The sequence below is a fragment of the Paraburkholderia sp. 22099 genome (genome assembly GCF_052045835.1).
Classification (GTDB): domain Bacteria; phylum Pseudomonadota; class Gammaproteobacteria; order Burkholderiales; family Burkholderiaceae; genus Paraburkholderia; species Paraburkholderia terricola.
In genome coordinates this window covers 25,147-40,856 of record NZ_JBQEPU010000049.1, presented here as the reverse complement: position 1 = coordinate 40,856, position 15,710 = coordinate 25,147, and the positions used below count along the sequence as shown (strand labels likewise).

Annotated in this window: 16 protein-coding genes and 3 pseudogenes; 8 read left to right on the top strand and 11 right to left on the bottom strand. The window is 60.7% G+C overall.

Annotated elements, in window-relative coordinates; genetic code table 11:
- Nucleotides 1–111: 111 nt before the first annotated feature.
- The 4 genes and pseudogenes from ACTJLC_RS30080 to ACTJLC_RS30065 all read right to left on the bottom strand — a co-directional run.
- Nucleotides 112–433: pseudogene (locus tag ACTJLC_RS30080) on the bottom strand (GMC family oxidoreductase); the annotation flags it as partial.
- 206 nt (nucleotides 434–639) lie between these two features.
- Nucleotides 640–1,488: pseudogene (locus tag ACTJLC_RS30075) on the bottom strand (SDR family oxidoreductase).
- Between the two features lie 43 nt (nucleotides 1,489–1,531).
- Entirely contained in the window at nucleotides 1,532–2,293 is a 762-nt protein-coding gene (locus ACTJLC_RS30070) for an SDR family NAD(P)-dependent oxidoreductase (RefSeq protein WP_310136049.1), read from the bottom strand.
- A 43-nt stretch (nucleotides 2,294–2,336) separates the two neighbouring features.
- Nucleotides 2,337–3,077, bottom strand: a complete 741-nt coding sequence (locus ACTJLC_RS30065; protein WP_310136058.1) for an SDR family oxidoreductase — start codon at nucleotides 3,075–3,077, stop codon at nucleotides 2,337–2,339.
- 282 nt (nucleotides 3,078–3,359) lie between these two features.
- Here ACTJLC_RS30065 and ACTJLC_RS30060 point away from each other — a divergent pair, with 282 nt between their 5' ends.
- Nucleotides 3,360–4,253: an AraC family transcriptional regulator gene (locus ACTJLC_RS30060; RefSeq protein WP_310136056.1), complete on the top strand. Its 894-nt coding sequence runs from the start codon at nucleotides 3,360–3,362 to the stop codon at nucleotides 4,251–4,253.
- Nucleotides 4,254–4,259: 6 nt separating this feature from the next.
- Here ACTJLC_RS30060 and ACTJLC_RS30055 read toward each other — a convergent pair whose 3' ends face one another.
- The 4 genes and pseudogenes from ACTJLC_RS30055 to ACTJLC_RS30040 form a co-directional block, all read right to left on the bottom strand.
- The gene (locus ACTJLC_RS30055; RefSeq protein ID WP_310136054.1) at nucleotides 4,260–4,526 is read right to left on the bottom strand and encodes a zinc-binding dehydrogenase; all 267 of its coding nucleotides are present in this window, start codon (nucleotides 4,524–4,526) and stop codon (nucleotides 4,260–4,262) included.
- A gap of 2 nt (nucleotides 4,527–4,528) precedes the next feature.
- Nucleotides 4,529–4,678 (bottom strand): annotated as a pseudogene (locus ACTJLC_RS30050) (zinc-binding dehydrogenase); the annotation flags it as partial.
- 94 nt (nucleotides 4,679–4,772) lie between these two features.
- Nucleotides 4,773–5,183 carry an alcohol dehydrogenase catalytic domain-containing protein gene (locus tag ACTJLC_RS30045; protein ID WP_310136046.1) on the bottom strand — a complete coding sequence of 137 codons (411 nt, stop codon included), beginning with the start codon at nucleotides 5,181–5,183 and terminating at the stop codon, nucleotides 4,773–4,775.
- The gene (locus ACTJLC_RS30040) at nucleotides 5,183–5,497 is read right to left on the bottom strand and encodes a nuclear transport factor 2 family protein (RefSeq protein ID WP_310136044.1); all 315 of its coding nucleotides are present in this window, start codon (nucleotides 5,495–5,497) and stop codon (nucleotides 5,183–5,185) included. Before ACTJLC_RS30040 ends, ACTJLC_RS30045 begins: the two co-directional genes overlap by 1 nt.
- Before the next feature lie 45 nt (nucleotides 5,498–5,542).
- Between ACTJLC_RS30040 and ACTJLC_RS30035 the strand changes: the two genes are divergently transcribed.
- Nucleotides 5,543–6,235 (top strand): GNAT family N-acetyltransferase, encoded by a 693-nt coding sequence (locus ACTJLC_RS30035; protein ID WP_310136042.1) that lies wholly within the window; start codon nucleotides 5,543–5,545, stop codon nucleotides 6,233–6,235.
- A 256-nt stretch (nucleotides 6,236–6,491) separates the two neighbouring features.
- Nucleotides 6,492–6,767: a hypothetical protein gene (locus tag ACTJLC_RS30030; RefSeq protein WP_310136041.1), complete on the top strand. Its 276-nt coding sequence runs from the start codon at nucleotides 6,492–6,494 to the stop codon at nucleotides 6,765–6,767.
- A gap of 521 nt (nucleotides 6,768–7,288) precedes the next feature.
- Here ACTJLC_RS30030 and ACTJLC_RS30025 read toward each other — a convergent pair.
- Entirely contained in the window at nucleotides 7,289–7,852 is a 564-nt protein-coding gene (locus tag ACTJLC_RS30025) for a TetR/AcrR family transcriptional regulator (protein ID WP_310136039.1), read from the bottom strand.
- Nucleotides 7,853–7,966: 114 nt separating this feature from the next.
- On the opposite strand from ACTJLC_RS30025, the gene ACTJLC_RS30020 reads away from it, so the two are divergent.
- On the top strand, nucleotides 7,967–8,611 hold the full coding sequence (locus tag ACTJLC_RS30020; RefSeq protein WP_310136037.1) for a glutathione S-transferase: 645 nt from the start codon (nucleotides 7,967–7,969) through the stop codon (nucleotides 8,609–8,611).
- A gap of 81 nt (nucleotides 8,612–8,692) precedes the next feature.
- Nucleotides 8,693–9,658: an alpha/beta fold hydrolase gene (locus tag ACTJLC_RS30015; RefSeq protein WP_310136036.1), complete on the top strand. Its 966-nt coding sequence runs from the start codon at nucleotides 8,693–8,695 to the stop codon at nucleotides 9,656–9,658.
- Between the two features lie 360 nt (nucleotides 9,659–10,018).
- On the opposite strand, the gene ACTJLC_RS30010 is transcribed toward ACTJLC_RS30015, so the two are convergent.
- Nucleotides 10,019–10,663: a hydrolase gene (locus ACTJLC_RS30010; protein ID WP_310136035.1), complete on the bottom strand. Its 645-nt coding sequence runs from the start codon at nucleotides 10,661–10,663 to the stop codon at nucleotides 10,019–10,021.
- A 143-nt stretch (nucleotides 10,664–10,806) separates the two neighbouring features.
- Between ACTJLC_RS30010 and ACTJLC_RS30005 the strand changes: the two genes are divergently transcribed.
- A complete protein-coding gene (locus ACTJLC_RS30005; protein WP_310136034.1) occupies nucleotides 10,807–11,688 on the top strand; it encodes a LysR family transcriptional regulator in 882 nt (293 codons plus the stop codon).
- 221 nt (nucleotides 11,689–11,909) lie between these two features.
- On the opposite strand, the gene ACTJLC_RS30000 is transcribed toward ACTJLC_RS30005, so the two are convergent.
- Entirely contained in the window at nucleotides 11,910–12,479 is a 570-nt protein-coding gene (locus ACTJLC_RS30000; RefSeq protein ID WP_374710340.1) for a hypothetical protein, read from the bottom strand.
- Nucleotides 12,480–12,963: 484 nt separating this feature from the next.
- Between ACTJLC_RS30000 and ACTJLC_RS29995 the strand changes: the two genes are divergently transcribed.
- Entirely contained in the window at nucleotides 12,964–14,337 is a 1,374-nt protein-coding gene (locus ACTJLC_RS29995; RefSeq protein WP_310136032.1) for an MmgE/PrpD family protein, read from the top strand.
- On the top strand, nucleotides 14,334–15,662 hold the full coding sequence (locus tag ACTJLC_RS29990) for an LLM class flavin-dependent oxidoreductase (RefSeq protein WP_310136029.1): 1,329 nt from the start codon (nucleotides 14,334–14,336) through the stop codon (nucleotides 15,660–15,662). The genes ACTJLC_RS29995 and ACTJLC_RS29990 overlap by 4 nt, the downstream gene beginning before the upstream one ends.
- Nucleotides 15,663–15,710: the final 48 nt, after the last annotated feature.

Sequence of the window (15,710 nt, the reverse complement as noted above, 5' to 3'; positions counted from 1 at the left end):
CGTGGTGGAAGTTGCCGGGTGTGGCCTGCCCACACCGTGCGGCTCTGGCAGCGATGCTAACCCGCGTTTATTCCCCACACGAGGCCAGCCCGTACGTCACGGAAGTCATACTGACTTACCCTGCGGCAGCGTTTCGGCCACGATCTTCAGTCCTGCCTGATGGTTGTAAAGCTGCATCTCATCGACGAGCGCCGTGCCCCCAGAGTCCACGGCCGTTCTGCGCCGCCGCCCCACTCATTGGGCAAGGGACCCTGGCTCATGTAGCAATAAGCGTCGAAGAAGTCCTTGCCTTTGTCGGTGTAATTCCAGTGTTCGGTGATGGCGAGTGAGGTGGGCTCTTATACCAGCGAATTTCTTCGTCGAAGGTGCCGTACACCGCCTGGTTCGACTGCACCATCAGATTCCGGCCCAGCAGGCCCGAACTGTTGGCCATGCGGAAACCGTCCCAGTTTGAGACATAGCTGTGCACCCGATTGAATGCCGCTTCCTGGTGATAGTTGTCAGAGCGAAGCCGCCGTTAATGGGTGCCCCAGAGACGGTATTGCGAATCGGCCTGCACCCGTCTTGTCTTGTGCGTTGCATTGCCGCGTCGTCGCAAAAATGTCCCGGCAAGGCCGGGACATTCGCACAACCTCTCGATCAAACCGCGAAATCGGTGGCTTCGGAAGAGCCCCTCCATGCGGCGATATCCTTTGCGACAGCGTTCGCCTAGGCTGCTGCAAGTTCGTTGGCGATCTTGCCGGCAAACAGATGCAGTGGCGGCGCTTCGATACTGGCGGCCTGGATGATCAGCAGCGCCAGCTTGTCAGGGTCTCCGGCCTGATGGCCGTGCAGCGTGCCCAGATGCAAGTCGAGCGAAGCCTTGGCCTCCGAGTAGTCGTCGATCTGCCGCTTGGCCACTGCCAGTGCGCCGCTCGACAGGAAATCGGTGCGCACTGGACCGGGATAGACCACCGTGGCGCGAATACCAAGTTCGGCAACTTCCGCCGCCAGCGACTCGGTTAGACCTGCCAGCGCGAACTTGCTCGCGACATAGCTGCTCCAGCCGGCATATCCGCCCTGGTAGCCAACGATCGACGCGATATTGATGATGTGCCCGTCGCGCTGGCTGCGAAGATGCGGCAGCGCATGGCGCAGTACGACCATCGGCGCAAAGAAGTTGACTTCGAAATTCTGGCGAAGCTCGTCGTCGGACAATGCCTCGACGGTTCCTTGCTGCGCGTATCCGGCGTTGTTCACGACCACGTCGATGGCGCCGAACGTCTGCACGGCCTTCTCGATTGCCAGCTGGACGCTTTGGTCATTGGTCAGGTCCACTTCGAGCGGAAGGAAGTTGTCGGATGCCTGGCCGAACGTCCTGGTCAGCGATTCTGCGGTGCGCGACGTTGCGACTACGCGGTGGCCTTGCTCAAGCAGATGCTTGACGAGTCTCTGGCCGACGCCTTTCGATGCGCCGGTGACGAACCAGGTACGGGATGCTGTCTTCATGATGAAAATCCTTGTGTGGCTGTAGGGTGGATGTGCAACGTCTTCACGGCAGCGCGACGCTCATGCCGCCGTCGGCCATCACCACGGCGCCGACGATGAAACTGGCCTTTTCCGATGCCAGGAAGGCAATCACTTCTGCAATTTCTTTCGGCTGGGCCGCGCGGCGGATCGGCGCCTTCTTGCCATGTTCGGCCAGGAACGCCTGACCGTCGGCGTGCATGTGGTTGGTGATGTTGGTGATGACGTCACCGGAGCCCACCGCATTGACGCGGATGCCATGCTCGATGGCTTCTAGCGACAACGCGCGTGTCAACTGCGCGAGCGCACCCTTCGAGGCCGCGTAGGCCGCGATCGTCGGGAATGCCTGATAGCACGCGTACGAACCCACATTGACGATGGCGCCAGACTTTGCCGGCACCATCGCGCGCATGGCTTCTCGCGAGAACAGGAACGCGCCCGTGGCGTTGACGGCCTGGATGCTGTTCCAGTCTTCGAGCGACATGTCCACGACGGGCTTGTTGATGATGATCGCGGCGTTGTTGACGAGGATGTCGAGCTTGCCAAACCGGTCGATCGCAGTTGCTACCGCCTGCATGGCGCTTTCTTCGTGCGCCACGTCGGCGACGACGGGAACGACGCCGGGGCGGGCCAGCGCTTCGACGTTGGCGCTGCGTCCAACGGCGATCACGTTTGCTCCCTCGGCATGCAGTAGTTCCGTAGTGGCCAGGCCAATGCCGCTGGCCGCGCCGGTAACGATGGCAACCTCGCCTGCGAAGGCGCCGGTTTCTCGATTGCGTGATGTCATGATGGAGTTTCGTTGATCGGGTTGCGTGATAAGTGCCGTGCGCTCAGAACGGGCTCGCGGTGGGCCGTACGACGATTTCGCTGACGTCGACATCGGCCGGCTGCTCCACGGCGTAGGCGATGGCGCGGGCGATGGCGTCGGGCGTGATGGCGATGCGGCGGAACTGCTGCATGGCCGAGCGCGCGGTGTCGTCGGAAATCGAGTCGGCCAGTTCGGACTCCACGACGCCCGGGCAGACAACCGTCACGCGGATCTTGTCCGTCTCCTGGCGCAGTCCGTCGGAAATGGCGCGCACGGCAAACTTGGTGGCGCAGTAGACGGCCGCAGTCGGCGACACGGACAGGCCACCGATCGAGGAGATATTGATGATCTGGCCCTGACCTTGCTGTTCCATGGTCGGCAGGACGGCGGCGATGCCGTGCAGCACGCCACGGATGTTCACGTCGATCATGCGGTTCCACTCGGTGACCTTCAGCGCGTTCAGCGGCGAAAGCGGCATCACGCCCGCATTGTTGACGAGTACGTCGATGCGACCGAAGGCATCGAGCGCGAAGCGAGCAAACGCCGCGGCGTCATCGGCCGAAGTGACGTCGAGTTCGCGATAGCGGACGATGCCGCCGCCTGCCTGCAACGATTCCGTCAGTTCGACGAGCCTTTCGGTGCGGCGCGCGCCAATTACAAGCCGATGGCCTTGCGCGGCCAGCAAACGGGCGGCGCCCTCGCCAATGCCGCTGCTGGCGCCGGTAATCAGGATGACCTTCGATTCGGTGGATGGGATTGCCATCTTGCATACTCCTATTGTCGGTTCGGATTTGGGCGCGCCTGTCCGCTGATTGCCCACAGAACATGCGGTGCCGGTTACGGCCTGGAATGAAGCGGTACGTGTTCGTCGGCCGGTGAATGAATGGTAGGGAAGACGGGCCCGGAGGCGAATACACGGACCGATGCCGTTATTGCCTATTCCTATTGATTCGGGTGGCGCGTGCGGTGGGTGATGACTACAATGCCTCTATCGCAACAACAGGAGAGAGCGGTGTCGAACATCCGCAATCGCGCTTCCATCCGGATGGTCCGCCTGCTGGAAAGACTGGCGCCCAACGAGGGTTACACGCAGTCGGCGCTCGACAGCGTGCGGCTGATGCGTTCGGATCGCCCGTTGGGGCGCACGCCCGTGCTGTACGAGCCGAGCATCGTGATTGTTTGCCAGGGGCGCAAGATCGGATTCCTGGGCAACGAGGTGTATGTGTACGACGCGCAGCACTATCTGGTGCTGTCCGTCCCGCTACCGTTCTCGACGGAAACGCAGGCCTCGCCAAAGGAGCCCATGCTTGCGGTATCGATCCGCCTGGACCTGATCGAACTGAGTGACCTGATCACGCAGATCGGTGCCGCCGGGCAGCATGCCGAAGCGCCGCCAGCCGGCATCGTATCCACACCGTTGGACGGCGATCTTGCGGGCGCGACGATACGGTTGCTGGAAGCATTGACGGTGCCGCTCGATGCGCAGGTACTGGGGCCAGGTATCGTGCGCGAGATCTGCTATCGCGTGCTCACAGGCGAGCAGGGCGCGGCGATGCGAGCCGCGCTGGCGCATCATGGCCGGTTCGGACGCGTGGCGCGGGCGCTCAAGCGGATTCACACCGAATATGCGACGGCGCTCAACGTCGCGCGTCTTGCCGAGGAAGCGGGCATGAGCGTGCCGGCGTTTCACGCCAACTTTCGCACCGTGACGCAGACATCGCCGATCCAGTACATCAAGTCCACCCGCCTTCATCAGGCACGCCTCATGATGATCCGCGACGGCGTGACCGCGGCGGCAGCAGCGGGACGCGTCGGCTACGAAAGCGCTTCCCAGTTCAGCCGGGAGTTCAAGCGCCTGTTTGGCCGGACGCCGGTCGAGGAAGTGCGCGACATGCGCGAATCATTCACGCTCTCGCCAGCGGTGCGCTTCGGGACGTAGGCTTCGCTAAGCGGCTACATCGACTGCCACCTTCCCGCGCACGTGGCCGCTCATGCTCCGTGCAACGGCATGGCTCGCCTCCGGAAGGGAAAAGACCGAATCAATGTGGATGCGCAGTTCGCCCGAGGCATACAGTGCGGCCAACGTTGCAAGCAGCGATCCATCTGCACCGTGGCGAAGTTTTTGCCGGTGGCACCCACATCGTGGCCGTGCGCCGGATCGGGCTTGCTGACGGTGGACACCAGTATTCCGCCCGGCTTCAGCACGGACCATGATCGCGCCTGCGTATCGCCGCCCACAAGGTCCAGCACCACATCAAATTTCGACGCGCGCGCCGCAAAATTTTCCGCGGCGTAGTCGATCACCTCCGTGGCACCGAGGCTTTGCACGTAGTCCCGATTGCCGGCCGACGCGGTGCCAGTCACGCGGGCGCCGGCCAGTTTGGCGAGCTGCACGGCTACGCTGCCCACACCGCCTGCCGCAGCGTGAATCAGGACTGATTGACCGGCCTGCAACGTGTCATGTTCGTGCAGCGCCTGCCAAGCCGTAAGCGACGCAGCGGGAATCGCAGCCGCGTCCACGAAACCAAGGGAGGCTGGCTTGCGCGCAAGACGAGCGGCGTCGACCACAGCGCGCGTGGCGAAGGCGCCGACGATGCCGATAACCCATCACCTCGTCGCCCGGCGCCAGCGTGGTGACGTTGCGTCCCACCGCAATGACGGTGCCCGCGGCATCCACGCCAGGCGTGAACGGCAACGGCAGCGGTATGAACGCCTTCATCGCGCCGCTGATGATCTTCCAGTCGATCGGATTCACCGACGCAGCGACGACATCGATCAGTACTTCGTTATCGCCGGGCACGGGATCCTCCAGCTCGGCCAGCGTCATGATGTCCGGGCTGCCATAGGCAGCAACACGTATGGCTTTCATTAGATGCTCCCGGAAGAGACACCCACAATGGGGGCGTCGAGTGCGAGTGCGGCCTGCACCGGATCGTCACGGGCGGTAAGGAAGACGACGTACTCTTGCCGGTAGGTCCGACCGGTGGCGGAAATCAGCCCTTCGGCATGCACTCGCGCGACGGCACGCTGGGGGTCGTCGGTGGCGATAACCACCGCGTCGAAGAAGCGGAAATCCTTGACCGCGCCCACGAACCAGTTCAAATGCCGCAGCACGGCGTCGCGTCCGTCGAGCTGCAACGGATGGCCCAGGCTGGCGGCGTAGGGGAGATCCCATACCTGCATGAGTCGACGGACCTTCACCGCGTCGCCGGGCAGGACCGGTCGCTCGTGATCCGCCAGCGCAATGTTTCATATGTCGCAAAGCTCAGCATGGAATGCAGACGGCACGACTGGACATCGTTCTGCGATTCGCTGACCGCGCTCCAGCAAAGCAAAAAGCCTGGTTCCATCGCGCGCCGTCTGGCGAAGAAAGGGCAGCTGGATGCATGGCTGGTAGACCCGTCAGACAAGGGCGGCGTTGCGTCTGCCATAGACCTGATGCTCGAATGGAAGCGTGACTGGAGCGATCGTGTCGGCAAGCATGGGCAGTGGATAACGTCCGTTCATTACCGGAACTTCCTCGTCGAGTGGTTAACGTCGCCATTCACAACTGAAGCCCATCTGCTCGTTGTCGCGCTTGACGGCGCGCCGCTCGCGGCGCTGGTGTTCAGCATCGACAACCGCTGCGCGAGCACGATCATTTCGGGCTTCGACCAGGCGCAACGCAAACTCTCGCCTGGTTTTCTTGTGTACGAACATGTTGTGCAATGGGCGTTCGACCGACGGCTGGATCTCGACTTCGGCGCAGGCGGTGAACAATACAAAGAATTTTGGGCTCGTGGCAACATGGCGGGCGTCTGGACGTTGCGGACCGTGAGTTCGCCGTGGGGGCGCCTGGGAATGCGTGCCCTACACCTGCAGCATGAGGTCATGTCCCATGCGAAGGGAACGCTGCGGGCCTCGCGTAAATCAACTTATTGAGCGCGTCACGGATCCCGGCGCGACGGCGGACATCCTTCATCGATCACACGACCTGTCGATTTTCCGGTCGCGACGCCTCGCTTATTGTGTGCTCCTGCACAACGAGATCAATTCACTCTTCCTGCTTCGCCAATCGCTTAAGTTTCCACTCAGGTGTGCGTGCGAGATTGGCTAAGGTGGCAGGTTCCGTTCGCCAACGACAGGAGCCGCGGCCGCCAGGACGGGGCAAGGCAGCTACAAAAGAGAGGTGAACCTCATGCCCAAAGAAAAAAAATCTCGCGGCGGCGCCATGATCTCTCCTACCGCTGCTCGAGCAATCTACTTCCTCGAACTGGCCCGGGGCTGTTCACACGTCAGCAGTATGCTTACACCCGATACCCGTACCCGGGCGATCACCGAGGTCATCGGTGAGTTTCGCAACCTGTATGGAGATGAGGAAGTAGCACTGTTTAAAGAGTCGCTTGCCGAGGACCTGGAACGACGAGGTAAAGGCGACGCTGCATTAGAAGTACGTGGCTTCATTTGTGCCTAGGAGACACACTTTGCCGATACAGCAGTACCTCCGCCTTTTCTGGCCGTCTTTTTAAGGCGGACCTACATCAGAAACCGCGCTACCTAGTGATGGTTCACCCCGTAGGTCAGGGGGTGGAATGACAGGCGCAAGGTCTGTCAGATATATGGATTTCTACGACGCTGTAGCAAATCTGTAGCAGCACTCCTTTTAGTTAAACCGGCCTGATTTCTCTGGTCTATCGGAAGGTTGTGCTGAAGGGATGGAACGTCAAAAGTTGCGGTGGCATTCGAGTGTGATGATAAACGGGTAGGACATGGGACTCACCAAGCTTGAAAATTTGTCTGAGCCTGACAAGCTCGCGAAGTGAATGAGGCGTGAGTCAGCGGATTTCGTAGGGCCCGCAGCGAATCAGGCGGAAACAAGGCCGGATGTAGAGCTGCAGCCCATCCTGTTTTTCGAAGACTCGAAAGTCTGGCGCAAGGGGAGGCGTTCATGTAGACAAATTTAATGTGGTCTACGGCTGAGTCCGCCTGGAGTGTTCATGCAAAAAGGCCGGCACTTCGATATGCCTGGACCGTATCGTCGAAGACCGACACGTCGCCGCGTCCACGAGCGACCAGTTGAGCGCCTTCAATAGCCGCGAAAATTGCAAGTGCCTGGCGCTTGATAGACTCGGCATCCCTTCCGTCTTCTCTGAAAGACAGAACCTTACAAAGCCAGTCAACGTTCACCTCTGTGAAGCGATCGACTTCTACCCGAACTTCGCCGGGAAGGTCATGGTGCTCTGCCGCCATGATGCCGCAAAGACACATCCGATTGTCTTGCACGAGTGCTGAGCGGAAGACACTCGCATAGCGCTCCAGCGTCAGCTGCTCATTATCAAACCTTTCGAGTAGGTCATGCAGCGATGCGACCGCTGCCTCCGTGTACTGGCGTGCTAAAGCCGCGCCTAGATCCCCCTTGGTAGGAAAGTGGTGATGCACGCCTGCGCTCTTGATGCCGACCTCTTTGGCGATATCCCGGAAACTCAGTGCGTTGTATCCACGCGCTTGAACCATAGGTCGAGCGGCGGCAAGGATGCGTTGTTTGGTGTCCGTTGTCATTGGGAGACTATAACACGCTACCTATCGATAAGTAAGTGTTGACACAGGTAGCCGCCGTGGATACAGTGCATTCACTTACCTATCGATAGGTAATGACCCCTTTTGAGGCTAACCATGAAAATTTTCGACATTCCCGGCTTTCCTAACCCGCTTCGCATTCGGATCGTGCTGGCGGAGAAAAGTCTCGCGTCTCAGGTTGAGTTCATCAAAGTTGATCTGCCCGCCGCGGAACACAAACAAGTCGCCTTCCTCGGCATCAACCCCACCGGGACTGTGCCTGTTTTGCAGTTGGATGACGGAACGTACATTTCGGAGTGCACCGCCATCACTGAATATCTTGACAATCTCGACGGCAACCCGGTGCTGACGGGCAAGTCGCCCAAAGAAAAGGCGTTGGTTCATATGATGCAGAAACGGGCTGAGTCAGAACTGGTCGATGCGGTAGGGATCTACTTTCACCATGCGACACCCGGTCTTGGACCGGCGCTTCAAGCGTACAAGAGCCCTGAGTGGGAGGGCCGCCGAGAATGGGGTGAACGCTCACGCGACAAGGCTGTTGCCGGGATGCGCTACTTTGACAAGGTACTCGCTGCGCAACCGTACGTTGCAGGCGAATCGTTCTCAATGGCGGATATCACAGTTTGGGCGGGACTTCTCTTCGCTGGTTTTGCAGACATTCCGGTCCCCGAGGATTGCACCACGCTACGCAATTGGCGGCAAAAGGTTGACGAGCGGTCTTCCGTCAAAAATCCGGCGTAAGGAGCGTTCCACCCAAAACCATGCCCGTTTTGCGAGCGCAGTACGGAACATCTTTAATCCGCTGAATTCAGGAGTACTGAAGTGCAAAAAACGATGCAAATCTCGACGGTCAAAGCGGGGATGCTAGCACTTGTTATAGCCGCGGCTATAGCAACTACGCCATCTCATGCCGCAGGGGACGGAGAAAACCTGCGTCCCGTCTACACACATCAGACAGCGCCGACGAGATTTACTGATGCAAACGGTACGAAGATCGCCTATCGCCGTTTCGGAAAATCCGGCGGTGTACCGCTGGTCTTTTTCCAGCATTTTATTGGCAACATGGACAATTGGGACCCGGCGGTCATTGACGGTTTTGCTAAAAACCGGGAGGTGATCCTGTTCGACAACGCTGGCGTCGCCAGTTCAGAGGGGGAAGTTCCGAAGACCGTCGAGGAGATGGCGGGGCATGCCATCGACTTGCTCAATGCACTCAACATCAAAAAGGCTGACCTTTTCGGCTTCTCTCTGGGAAGTCTTGTTGCACAGGAAGTTGCCGTTGAGCGCCCTGAGGTTGTTCGACATCTGGTATTGGTTGGAAGTGGACCTCGCGGCGGGGCTGGGATGGCCTCGTTGACTCCCGAGTTCCAGGAAATGATCGAGAAGGACAGTGGAAACAACGATCAACTCCTGCTCGACGTTTTCTTTACGCAATCAGACGCGAGTCGCGCTGCTGGACGTGAGTTCCTCGATCGCCTTCATGCTCGCTCGAGAGAGCGTGACCCGGACGTGAATGATAAGGTCGCACCGGCCCAGGTAGCGGCGTTCGCGGCATGGGGCGCGCCTCACGCTGATGCGGATGCATACCTGAAAAACATCAAGCAGCCTGTGCTCATCGTTGGCGGCAATCACGACATCGTTCACTATCCGGTGAATTCGTTTACTTTGGCGGAGAAGCTGCCGAACGCTCAGTTGATTCTGTACCCTGACTCGAGCCATGGGGCGCAATATCAGTATCCCAAGCGCTTTGTGACCGACGTGATGGCCTTTCTCAATCGCGAAGACTAAAACCTTCGTTGGACAGCTCGATGCGAGCCTCTGTTCATCGTCTCATAGCTGCTAGCAAGGGACAGGTCTAGCTGCGACGAGAGACGCGAGTTTGTCATCCGCAGCTTCCCCTGCGCAACGCATCCTCATACGAAGGAGGACAACGACCCGGAAACCCATACACTTATCCACAACCGGTTCTGCTTCAGGCCGGTCTCCAGCCCGGCTGAGAATTCAATCGGCGCGATTCAGTCAGCCAGAGATGGCTGCTATCGCGGCGTGTTGGCTGGGCCGCGAACGTGATGCGAAGAGAATGACCCGCCGCTGACCGACTGCATAGGTAGTCGAGCGCGCGCTGTGTCATTCCCTCGGAGATTGGATTCAGGCGGAAACTGGCGTGTTGAGAAGCTGCTGCTCCCAGAAATAGGCAATGCCGCTACCGGCAGCGTGCTGGCCCAATACTTCAGTCATCGCGCCCGCAGTTTCGGTACGAGCCCAATCGCGTTGCCACTCGGCTGCCAGCGCCAGCCAGGTCATCATGTTCGCGCCAGCCGCGATCATGCGCTGGATAGCGACCTGGTGCGCCTCCACAGATGTACCGCCCGATGCGTCTGTGATGACCGTAGTATCCCAGCCTTCGCCGAGCGCCTGGATCACAGGCATTGCCACACAAATTTCGGTCCACAGACCCGCGATGATCAGCTGCTTGCGGCCCGTCGCTTTAACGGCGTCCACGACTTTCTTGTCTTCCCAAGTGTTGATGAAGGTGCGGTCGATCACTTCCTGGCCCGGGAAAACGTCGGTGATCTGCGGAAAGAGCAGACCGCCGCGCGCGGCGACCACACTCGTGAGGATGGTCGGGACGCTGAAAAGCCTGGCCGTCTTCGCCAGAGCAGTCGAGGCGTTGACAACGGCCTGAGGATCGTGGCTGTTCAGGTTGGCGAGTTGGTAAGGCTGGTGGTCGATCAAGACGAGGATCGAGTCTTCCGGGCGCAGGAGTGAATCGAGGCCGTTGCGAAATGTCATAAAAATCCTCTGCGTTTATGGGAAATAGTGAAGGTTCCTGCAGACGCGCCGACAAGCGGCGGCAAACGGATGTTGGCATTCCCTGTTTCGCGACGGTAGACTAGATTTCTGCCACGCTGTGTCGCGTAAAGAGGAACGCCGAATTGGACATCGAAGAACTTCAGACGTTTGTTGAGGTCGCGGACTCTGGCGGCGTTTCGCCCGCTGCTCGCCGTCTGGGGGTCTCAAAATCCATCGTTAGCCGGAGACTTCTGCGGCTTGAATCAGAGCTTGGTGTCCAGCTCCTGGCCAGGACAACCCGTGGTGCTGCTCTGACTGACGCGGGCACCGCTTTTCGCGACTACGCCGCCCGCGTCGTTGCCGAGATCGACGCGGCCAAGGAGACGATTTCACCAGCCGGCGACCTGCGCGGCCGCTTGCGAATCGCAGCGCCGCTCACGTTCGGCCCGACTCATTTATCGCCTGTTCTGGCAGAAATGGCGCGGCGTCACCCGCTGCTGCACATCCACACCTGCTACAGTGACCGCGTAGTCGACCTGGTTGGCGAAGGATATGACTGCGCTATTCGGATCGGCTACCTTCAGGATTCAAATCTCATCGCGAAGTGCGTTGGACCGATCTACGGAAAGCTCGTCGCAAGCCCTGACTATGTCAAAGCGCACGGCGCGCCTGAAACACCGGACGAACTTCTCGGTCACCAGGCTCTAATGCAGGCGACGGAAATCTGGCGATTTATGGATGGCGACAAGGCCATAACCGTTCACCCGCGGGGGCGTTTCAAGGCTGACAATGCCATCGCTATCGCTGCCGCCGCAGTAGCGGGGCTCGGCCTCGCATGGCTCCCTGACGGCGTGACAGACCAATATATTGCGTCTGGAGCGCTTGTGCCGGTCATGTGTCGTTTTCCACCACCTACGGCGGGCATCTACGTTGTGCGACCGCCCGGGCAAAATCCCACGGCGAAAATCCGGGTCCTGACGGAAATGCTGATCGAATGTTTCGATCGGCACGCGTATGTGGCGTGACCCGATGCGAAACGTCGTTAAAACTCGGTGTTGCGGCTGAACCAGCTTAGGGGAACCGCTCCGCATGTGGGGCGTCGCTTTCCCACTGGCGTCATCAAAGGTTTTTGGTCCGGAGCCAGGTGCGGATGGCCTGGATGTGTTCCGCCTTGCGTTCCAGCGGCAGCCAATGTCCGGCGGGCATGCTCGTCACAGCAAGGTCTTCGCATGCCGGGCGCATCGGGTCACCGCCTTGAACTTGCTGCCGTCAATCGCAACGATCGCTTCGGCGAAAGGGGCCAGACGCTGGCACACCGCTGCGGGCAAAGCGAAGCTGTCGGAAGCTGAGCCGTGCTGGCGAGCAGCGCAGGCGGAGTTCGAAGCCGGCGTCGGTCGCAAAGAAGCGACTGCACTGCGAGCGGGTCTGCTTGGGCGGAGCGTCCCGTAGAACGGACGCCAGCGCGGGTCCTGGCGCGGGGGTATTTGCGGCCGTCGTCGGCGACCCAGCGGGTGCGCGGCTGTGGATCCTTGATGAATTGCCGGAACATCAGCGGGTCTTCGTGCGTGAGTGATGACAGCGGCTTGCCCAGTTGCACGATCGCGCATAGCAGTGGCCGTTCGGCTTCCTTGCGGTAATTCTCGAAGGTCGTCTTCTTGTCGGCGACGCGCGCAAGCCAGGCGCGAACCGCATTCAAGTCGTCGCGGGCGGCAATCTGCGAGGGTCCGTGTGCGCGGTTTGTACCGTCGCGGCCGTCGAGATCGGCGGGCAGCTCGAGCACGTCGAGGGGGCGTGGCGCAATCAGGGCGGTTTTCATGGGCGTGGGGACCGGTGCGGACGGGGTCGTAGATCGAAATACGTCTGTCAATCCAGAATCCTGCCGAAGCCAGGCTGTGTGGGGAGCGTTAAAAACCTTGGGTTTCAGCGCAGGGCGCCTGGATACTATGGAAGGGCCGTGCGAGGCGCATTCATTTGCGTACTCCTCTCGGAAAACGGGTGTTGGATCCTCGTTTTACTCCAGGAGGCTTACTTCCGCGGCCCTTCCATAGTATCTAGCAGGCTGTTGAGAAGGCAAGACTGCGGCCGCTCGGCACCCGACAGCAGGACGCGTCTGCTGCAGCATCGCAGAATCTGCGATATCGAAAGCGTGAATTCTTGTTTGGTCGGGACGCAGCGTTTGGTTAGCATGCGGCGTTTGGGTCGTTGCCTTGCTTCTTTGATCGACGCAGCTTTTGTGTTTCGTCGAACGATGTGAGCGTAACGCTTGACCGGTGCGTTTTCAAAGCTCTCACGCCTTCGACATGTCAAGCCTTCATGCATCCAACGCCGGCCAGCAGGCCGCCGGCGTGACGCGACGGCTGGCCGCCGCGATCGCTCGGGCGTCGCCGTCCCGCGACGCCGACGCCATTGCTGCCGCACGACGCGGCATTCTCGACTTTCTCGCCGCCGCCTTTGCCGGCGCGAGCGACAGCGGCTATCAAAAACTTCTGTCGGTCAGCGCCAACGACTCGCGCGGCGAAGCGTCAGTGATCGGCAGCAGTGCCCGTGCATCGGCGCAGCAGGCCGCGTTGGTCAACGGTTACGCGGGGCACGCACTCGATTACGACGACGTGCATAGCAGCGTCAGGGGCCATCCTACGACGGTATTGCTGCCTGCGCTATTCGCGCTAGCGCAAACACGCGGCAGCAGCGCGCTCGATTTGCTCGACGCATACGTTGTGGGCGTCGAAACGATGGCGCGCCTCGGCCTTGCGCTCGGCAGCCGGCACTACGAGCAGGGCTTTCATAACACGGCGACGTTGGGCCCGCTTGGCGCGGCAGCCGCTGCGTCTCATCTGCTGAAGCTCGATGCCGACGCCGTTGAGAACGCACTGGGTCTGGCCGCCACGCAGTCAGCCGGCTTGCGCCTGCAGTTCGGCAGCGAAGCGAAACCCTTGCACGCCGGGCTCGCCGCGCGCGCTGGTTTATTCGCCGCTGAACTCGCAACGGCGGGGCTGCAGGGCTCGCCGGAAGCACTGGACGGACCGGTGGGCTTTTTCGCCGTGTTCAGTGTCGGCGCCGCGCAACCCGAGCGCGTGCTCGACGGCTGGGGCGCGCCCTGGCAGATCGCAGTCCCGGGTCTGTACTTCAAGCCGTGGGCGTGCTGCACGGCGACGCACTATGCCGTGCATGCTGCGTTGACGTTGCACGACACGTACCGTCTCACGCCGGACGACATGGCCGAGGTGACGGTGACATTTCCGCCGGGTGGGGACACGCCGCTTTCCAGACATTTGCCTTCGACCGGTCTCGAAGCGCGTTTCAGCGTTGCCTATGCAGTGGCGGCCGCGCTGACGGATGGTTCGCCCAGCGTAGCTACATTCGCTGACGTGCCTGTGCGCGAGGACCTGATCGCGCTCGCGCGGCGCGTGGCGACCCGTCACGACGAAACCGCCGCGCGCGCGTCGACCGATCCGAACACGCGTTTCTCGACCGTCGAGATCGTGTTGCGCAACGGGACGGTACTGAGCCATAAGACCGATCGCCTCCACGGCGCGACGGATCTGGCCGCGAAGTTCGCGGACGCCACCGGTCATGACCAACGTCTCGCGTTCATTCCCACGCATGTCGAAACCATGCAGAGCGCCGCCGATCTCGCTTCCCTTTTTAACGTCTTTGCACAGATCCACGTATGAGCACGAAAAGCACCAGTACCCGCAGGCAAATGCGTCTCGGGCTCTTCATTCAGGGCGCGGGACACCACGTCGCCGGCTGGCGGCATCCTGATGCGCAGGCGGGCAGCGAGAATCTCGCGTTGATGCAGCGGATCGCGCAAACCGCCGAGCGTGCGAAGTTCGATATGGTTTTTCTCGCCGACGGCCTCACCAGCGGCCCCGATGCGCATCCGTCGATGGCGATGCGGCTCGAGCCGCTATGCCTGCTGTCGGCGCTCGCCATGGGTACGCGCCACATCGGTCTCGCCGCTACCGCGTCGACCACGTACAGCGAGCCGTATCACGTCGCGCGCGCGTTCGCGTCGCTGGATCACTTGAGCAATGGGCGGGCAGGCTGGAACGTCGTGACGACTTCGTACGACCGCACGGCCGCGAACTTCGCACGTGGCAATCATCCGGATCATGCGCTGCGCTATGAAATGGCGGGTGAATTCGTCGATGTCGTCAAGGGACTGTGGGACAGCTGGGATGACGATGCGCTGCTGATGGACAAAGCGCGCGGCGTCTACTTCGATCCCGCCAGGGTCCATACGCTGGATCACAAGGGGCAGTTCTTCGCCGTCAAAGGTCCATTGAATGCGTCGCGTCCGCCACAGGGGCATCCCGTAGTGATTCAGGCCGGCTCGTCCGGGCCGGGGCAGGACCTGGCCGCGCGCGCGGCGGAAGTGGTGTTCACCGCGCAGCAGACCATTGAAGAAGCGCAGGTCTTCTATCGCGACCTGAAAGGCCGCTTGCCGAAGTTCGGCCGTGAGGGCCAGCAGTTGCACGTGATGCCGGGCGTGTTTCCTGTCATCGGCAGGACGGAGCAGGAAGCGAAAGACAAATATGCGCAGTTGCAGGAATGGACCGATACGTCGGGTGCGCTGTCACTGTTGTCCGACCGGTTGGGGCACGACGTGTCGAAATATCCGCTCGATGGTCCGCTTCCGGAGTTGCCGGAATCCGACCAACTGAAGAGTCGCGCCAGACTGCTGACCGATCTCGCACGCCGCGAGAATCTGACTTTGCGCGAGCTGTATTACCTGGTGGCCGGCGCGCGTGGGCACCGCATCGTTTGGGGCACACCTGTGCAGGTGGCGGATGCGCTCGAAGAGTGGTTCACGGGTGAAGCGGCCGACGGCTTCAATATCATGCCCCCGTATTTCCCGGGCGGTCTCGATGATTTTGTCGAACTCGTCGTGCCGGAGTTGCAGCGGCGTGGATTATTCCGCACTGAATATAGCGGCACTACCTTGCGCGATCACCTCGCTTTGCCGCGGCCCGTGAGCCGCTATGCGAGGCAGTGAGGGACAGCAAGTAAAACGCGGAAAACAAAACGCGGAAAACAAAACGCG

Coding starts and splice junctions, on each gene's coding strand:
- ACTJLC_RS30070 (WP_310136049.1), bottom strand. CDS start 2,293: ATGACATCACGCAATCGAGAAACCGGCGCCTTCGCAGGCGAGGTTGCC.
- ACTJLC_RS30065 (WP_310136058.1), bottom strand. CDS start 3,077: ATGGCAATCCCATCCACCGAATCGAAGGTCATCCTGATTACCGGCGCC.
- ACTJLC_RS30060 (WP_310136056.1), top strand. CDS start 3,360: ATGGTCCGCCTGCTGGAAAGACTGGCGCCCAACGAGGGTTACACGCAG.
- ACTJLC_RS30055 (WP_310136054.1), bottom strand. CDS start 4,526: ATGGTCCGTGCTGAAGCCGGGCGGAATACTGGTGTCCACCGTCAGCAA.
- ACTJLC_RS30045 (WP_310136046.1), bottom strand. CDS start 5,183: ATGAAAGCCATACGTGTTGCTGCCTATGGCAGCCCGGACATCATGACG.
- ACTJLC_RS30040 (WP_310136044.1), bottom strand. CDS start 5,497: ATGCAGGTATGGGATCTCCCCTACGCCGCCAGCCTGGGCCATCCGTTG.
- ACTJLC_RS30030 (WP_310136041.1), top strand. CDS start 6,492: ATGCCCAAAGAAAAAAAATCTCGCGGCGGCGCCATGATCTCTCCTACC.
- ACTJLC_RS30025 (WP_310136039.1), bottom strand. CDS start 7,852: ATGACAACGGACACCAAACAACGCATCCTTGCCGCCGCTCGACCTATG.
- ACTJLC_RS30020 (WP_310136037.1), top strand. CDS start 7,967: ATGAAAATTTTCGACATTCCCGGCTTTCCTAACCCGCTTCGCATTCGG.
- ACTJLC_RS30010 (WP_310136035.1), bottom strand. CDS start 10,663: ATGACATTTCGCAACGGCCTCGATTCACTCCTGCGCCCGGAAGACTCG.
- ACTJLC_RS30000 (WP_374710340.1), bottom strand. CDS start 12,479: ATGAAAACCGCCCTGATTGCGCCACGCCCCCTCGACGTGCTCGAGCTG.
- ACTJLC_RS29995 (WP_310136032.1), top strand. CDS start 12,964: ATGTCAAGCCTTCATGCATCCAACGCCGGCCAGCAGGCCGCCGGCGTG.
- ACTJLC_RS29990 (WP_310136029.1), top strand. CDS start 14,334: ATGAGCACGAAAAGCACCAGTACCCGCAGGCAAATGCGTCTCGGGCTC.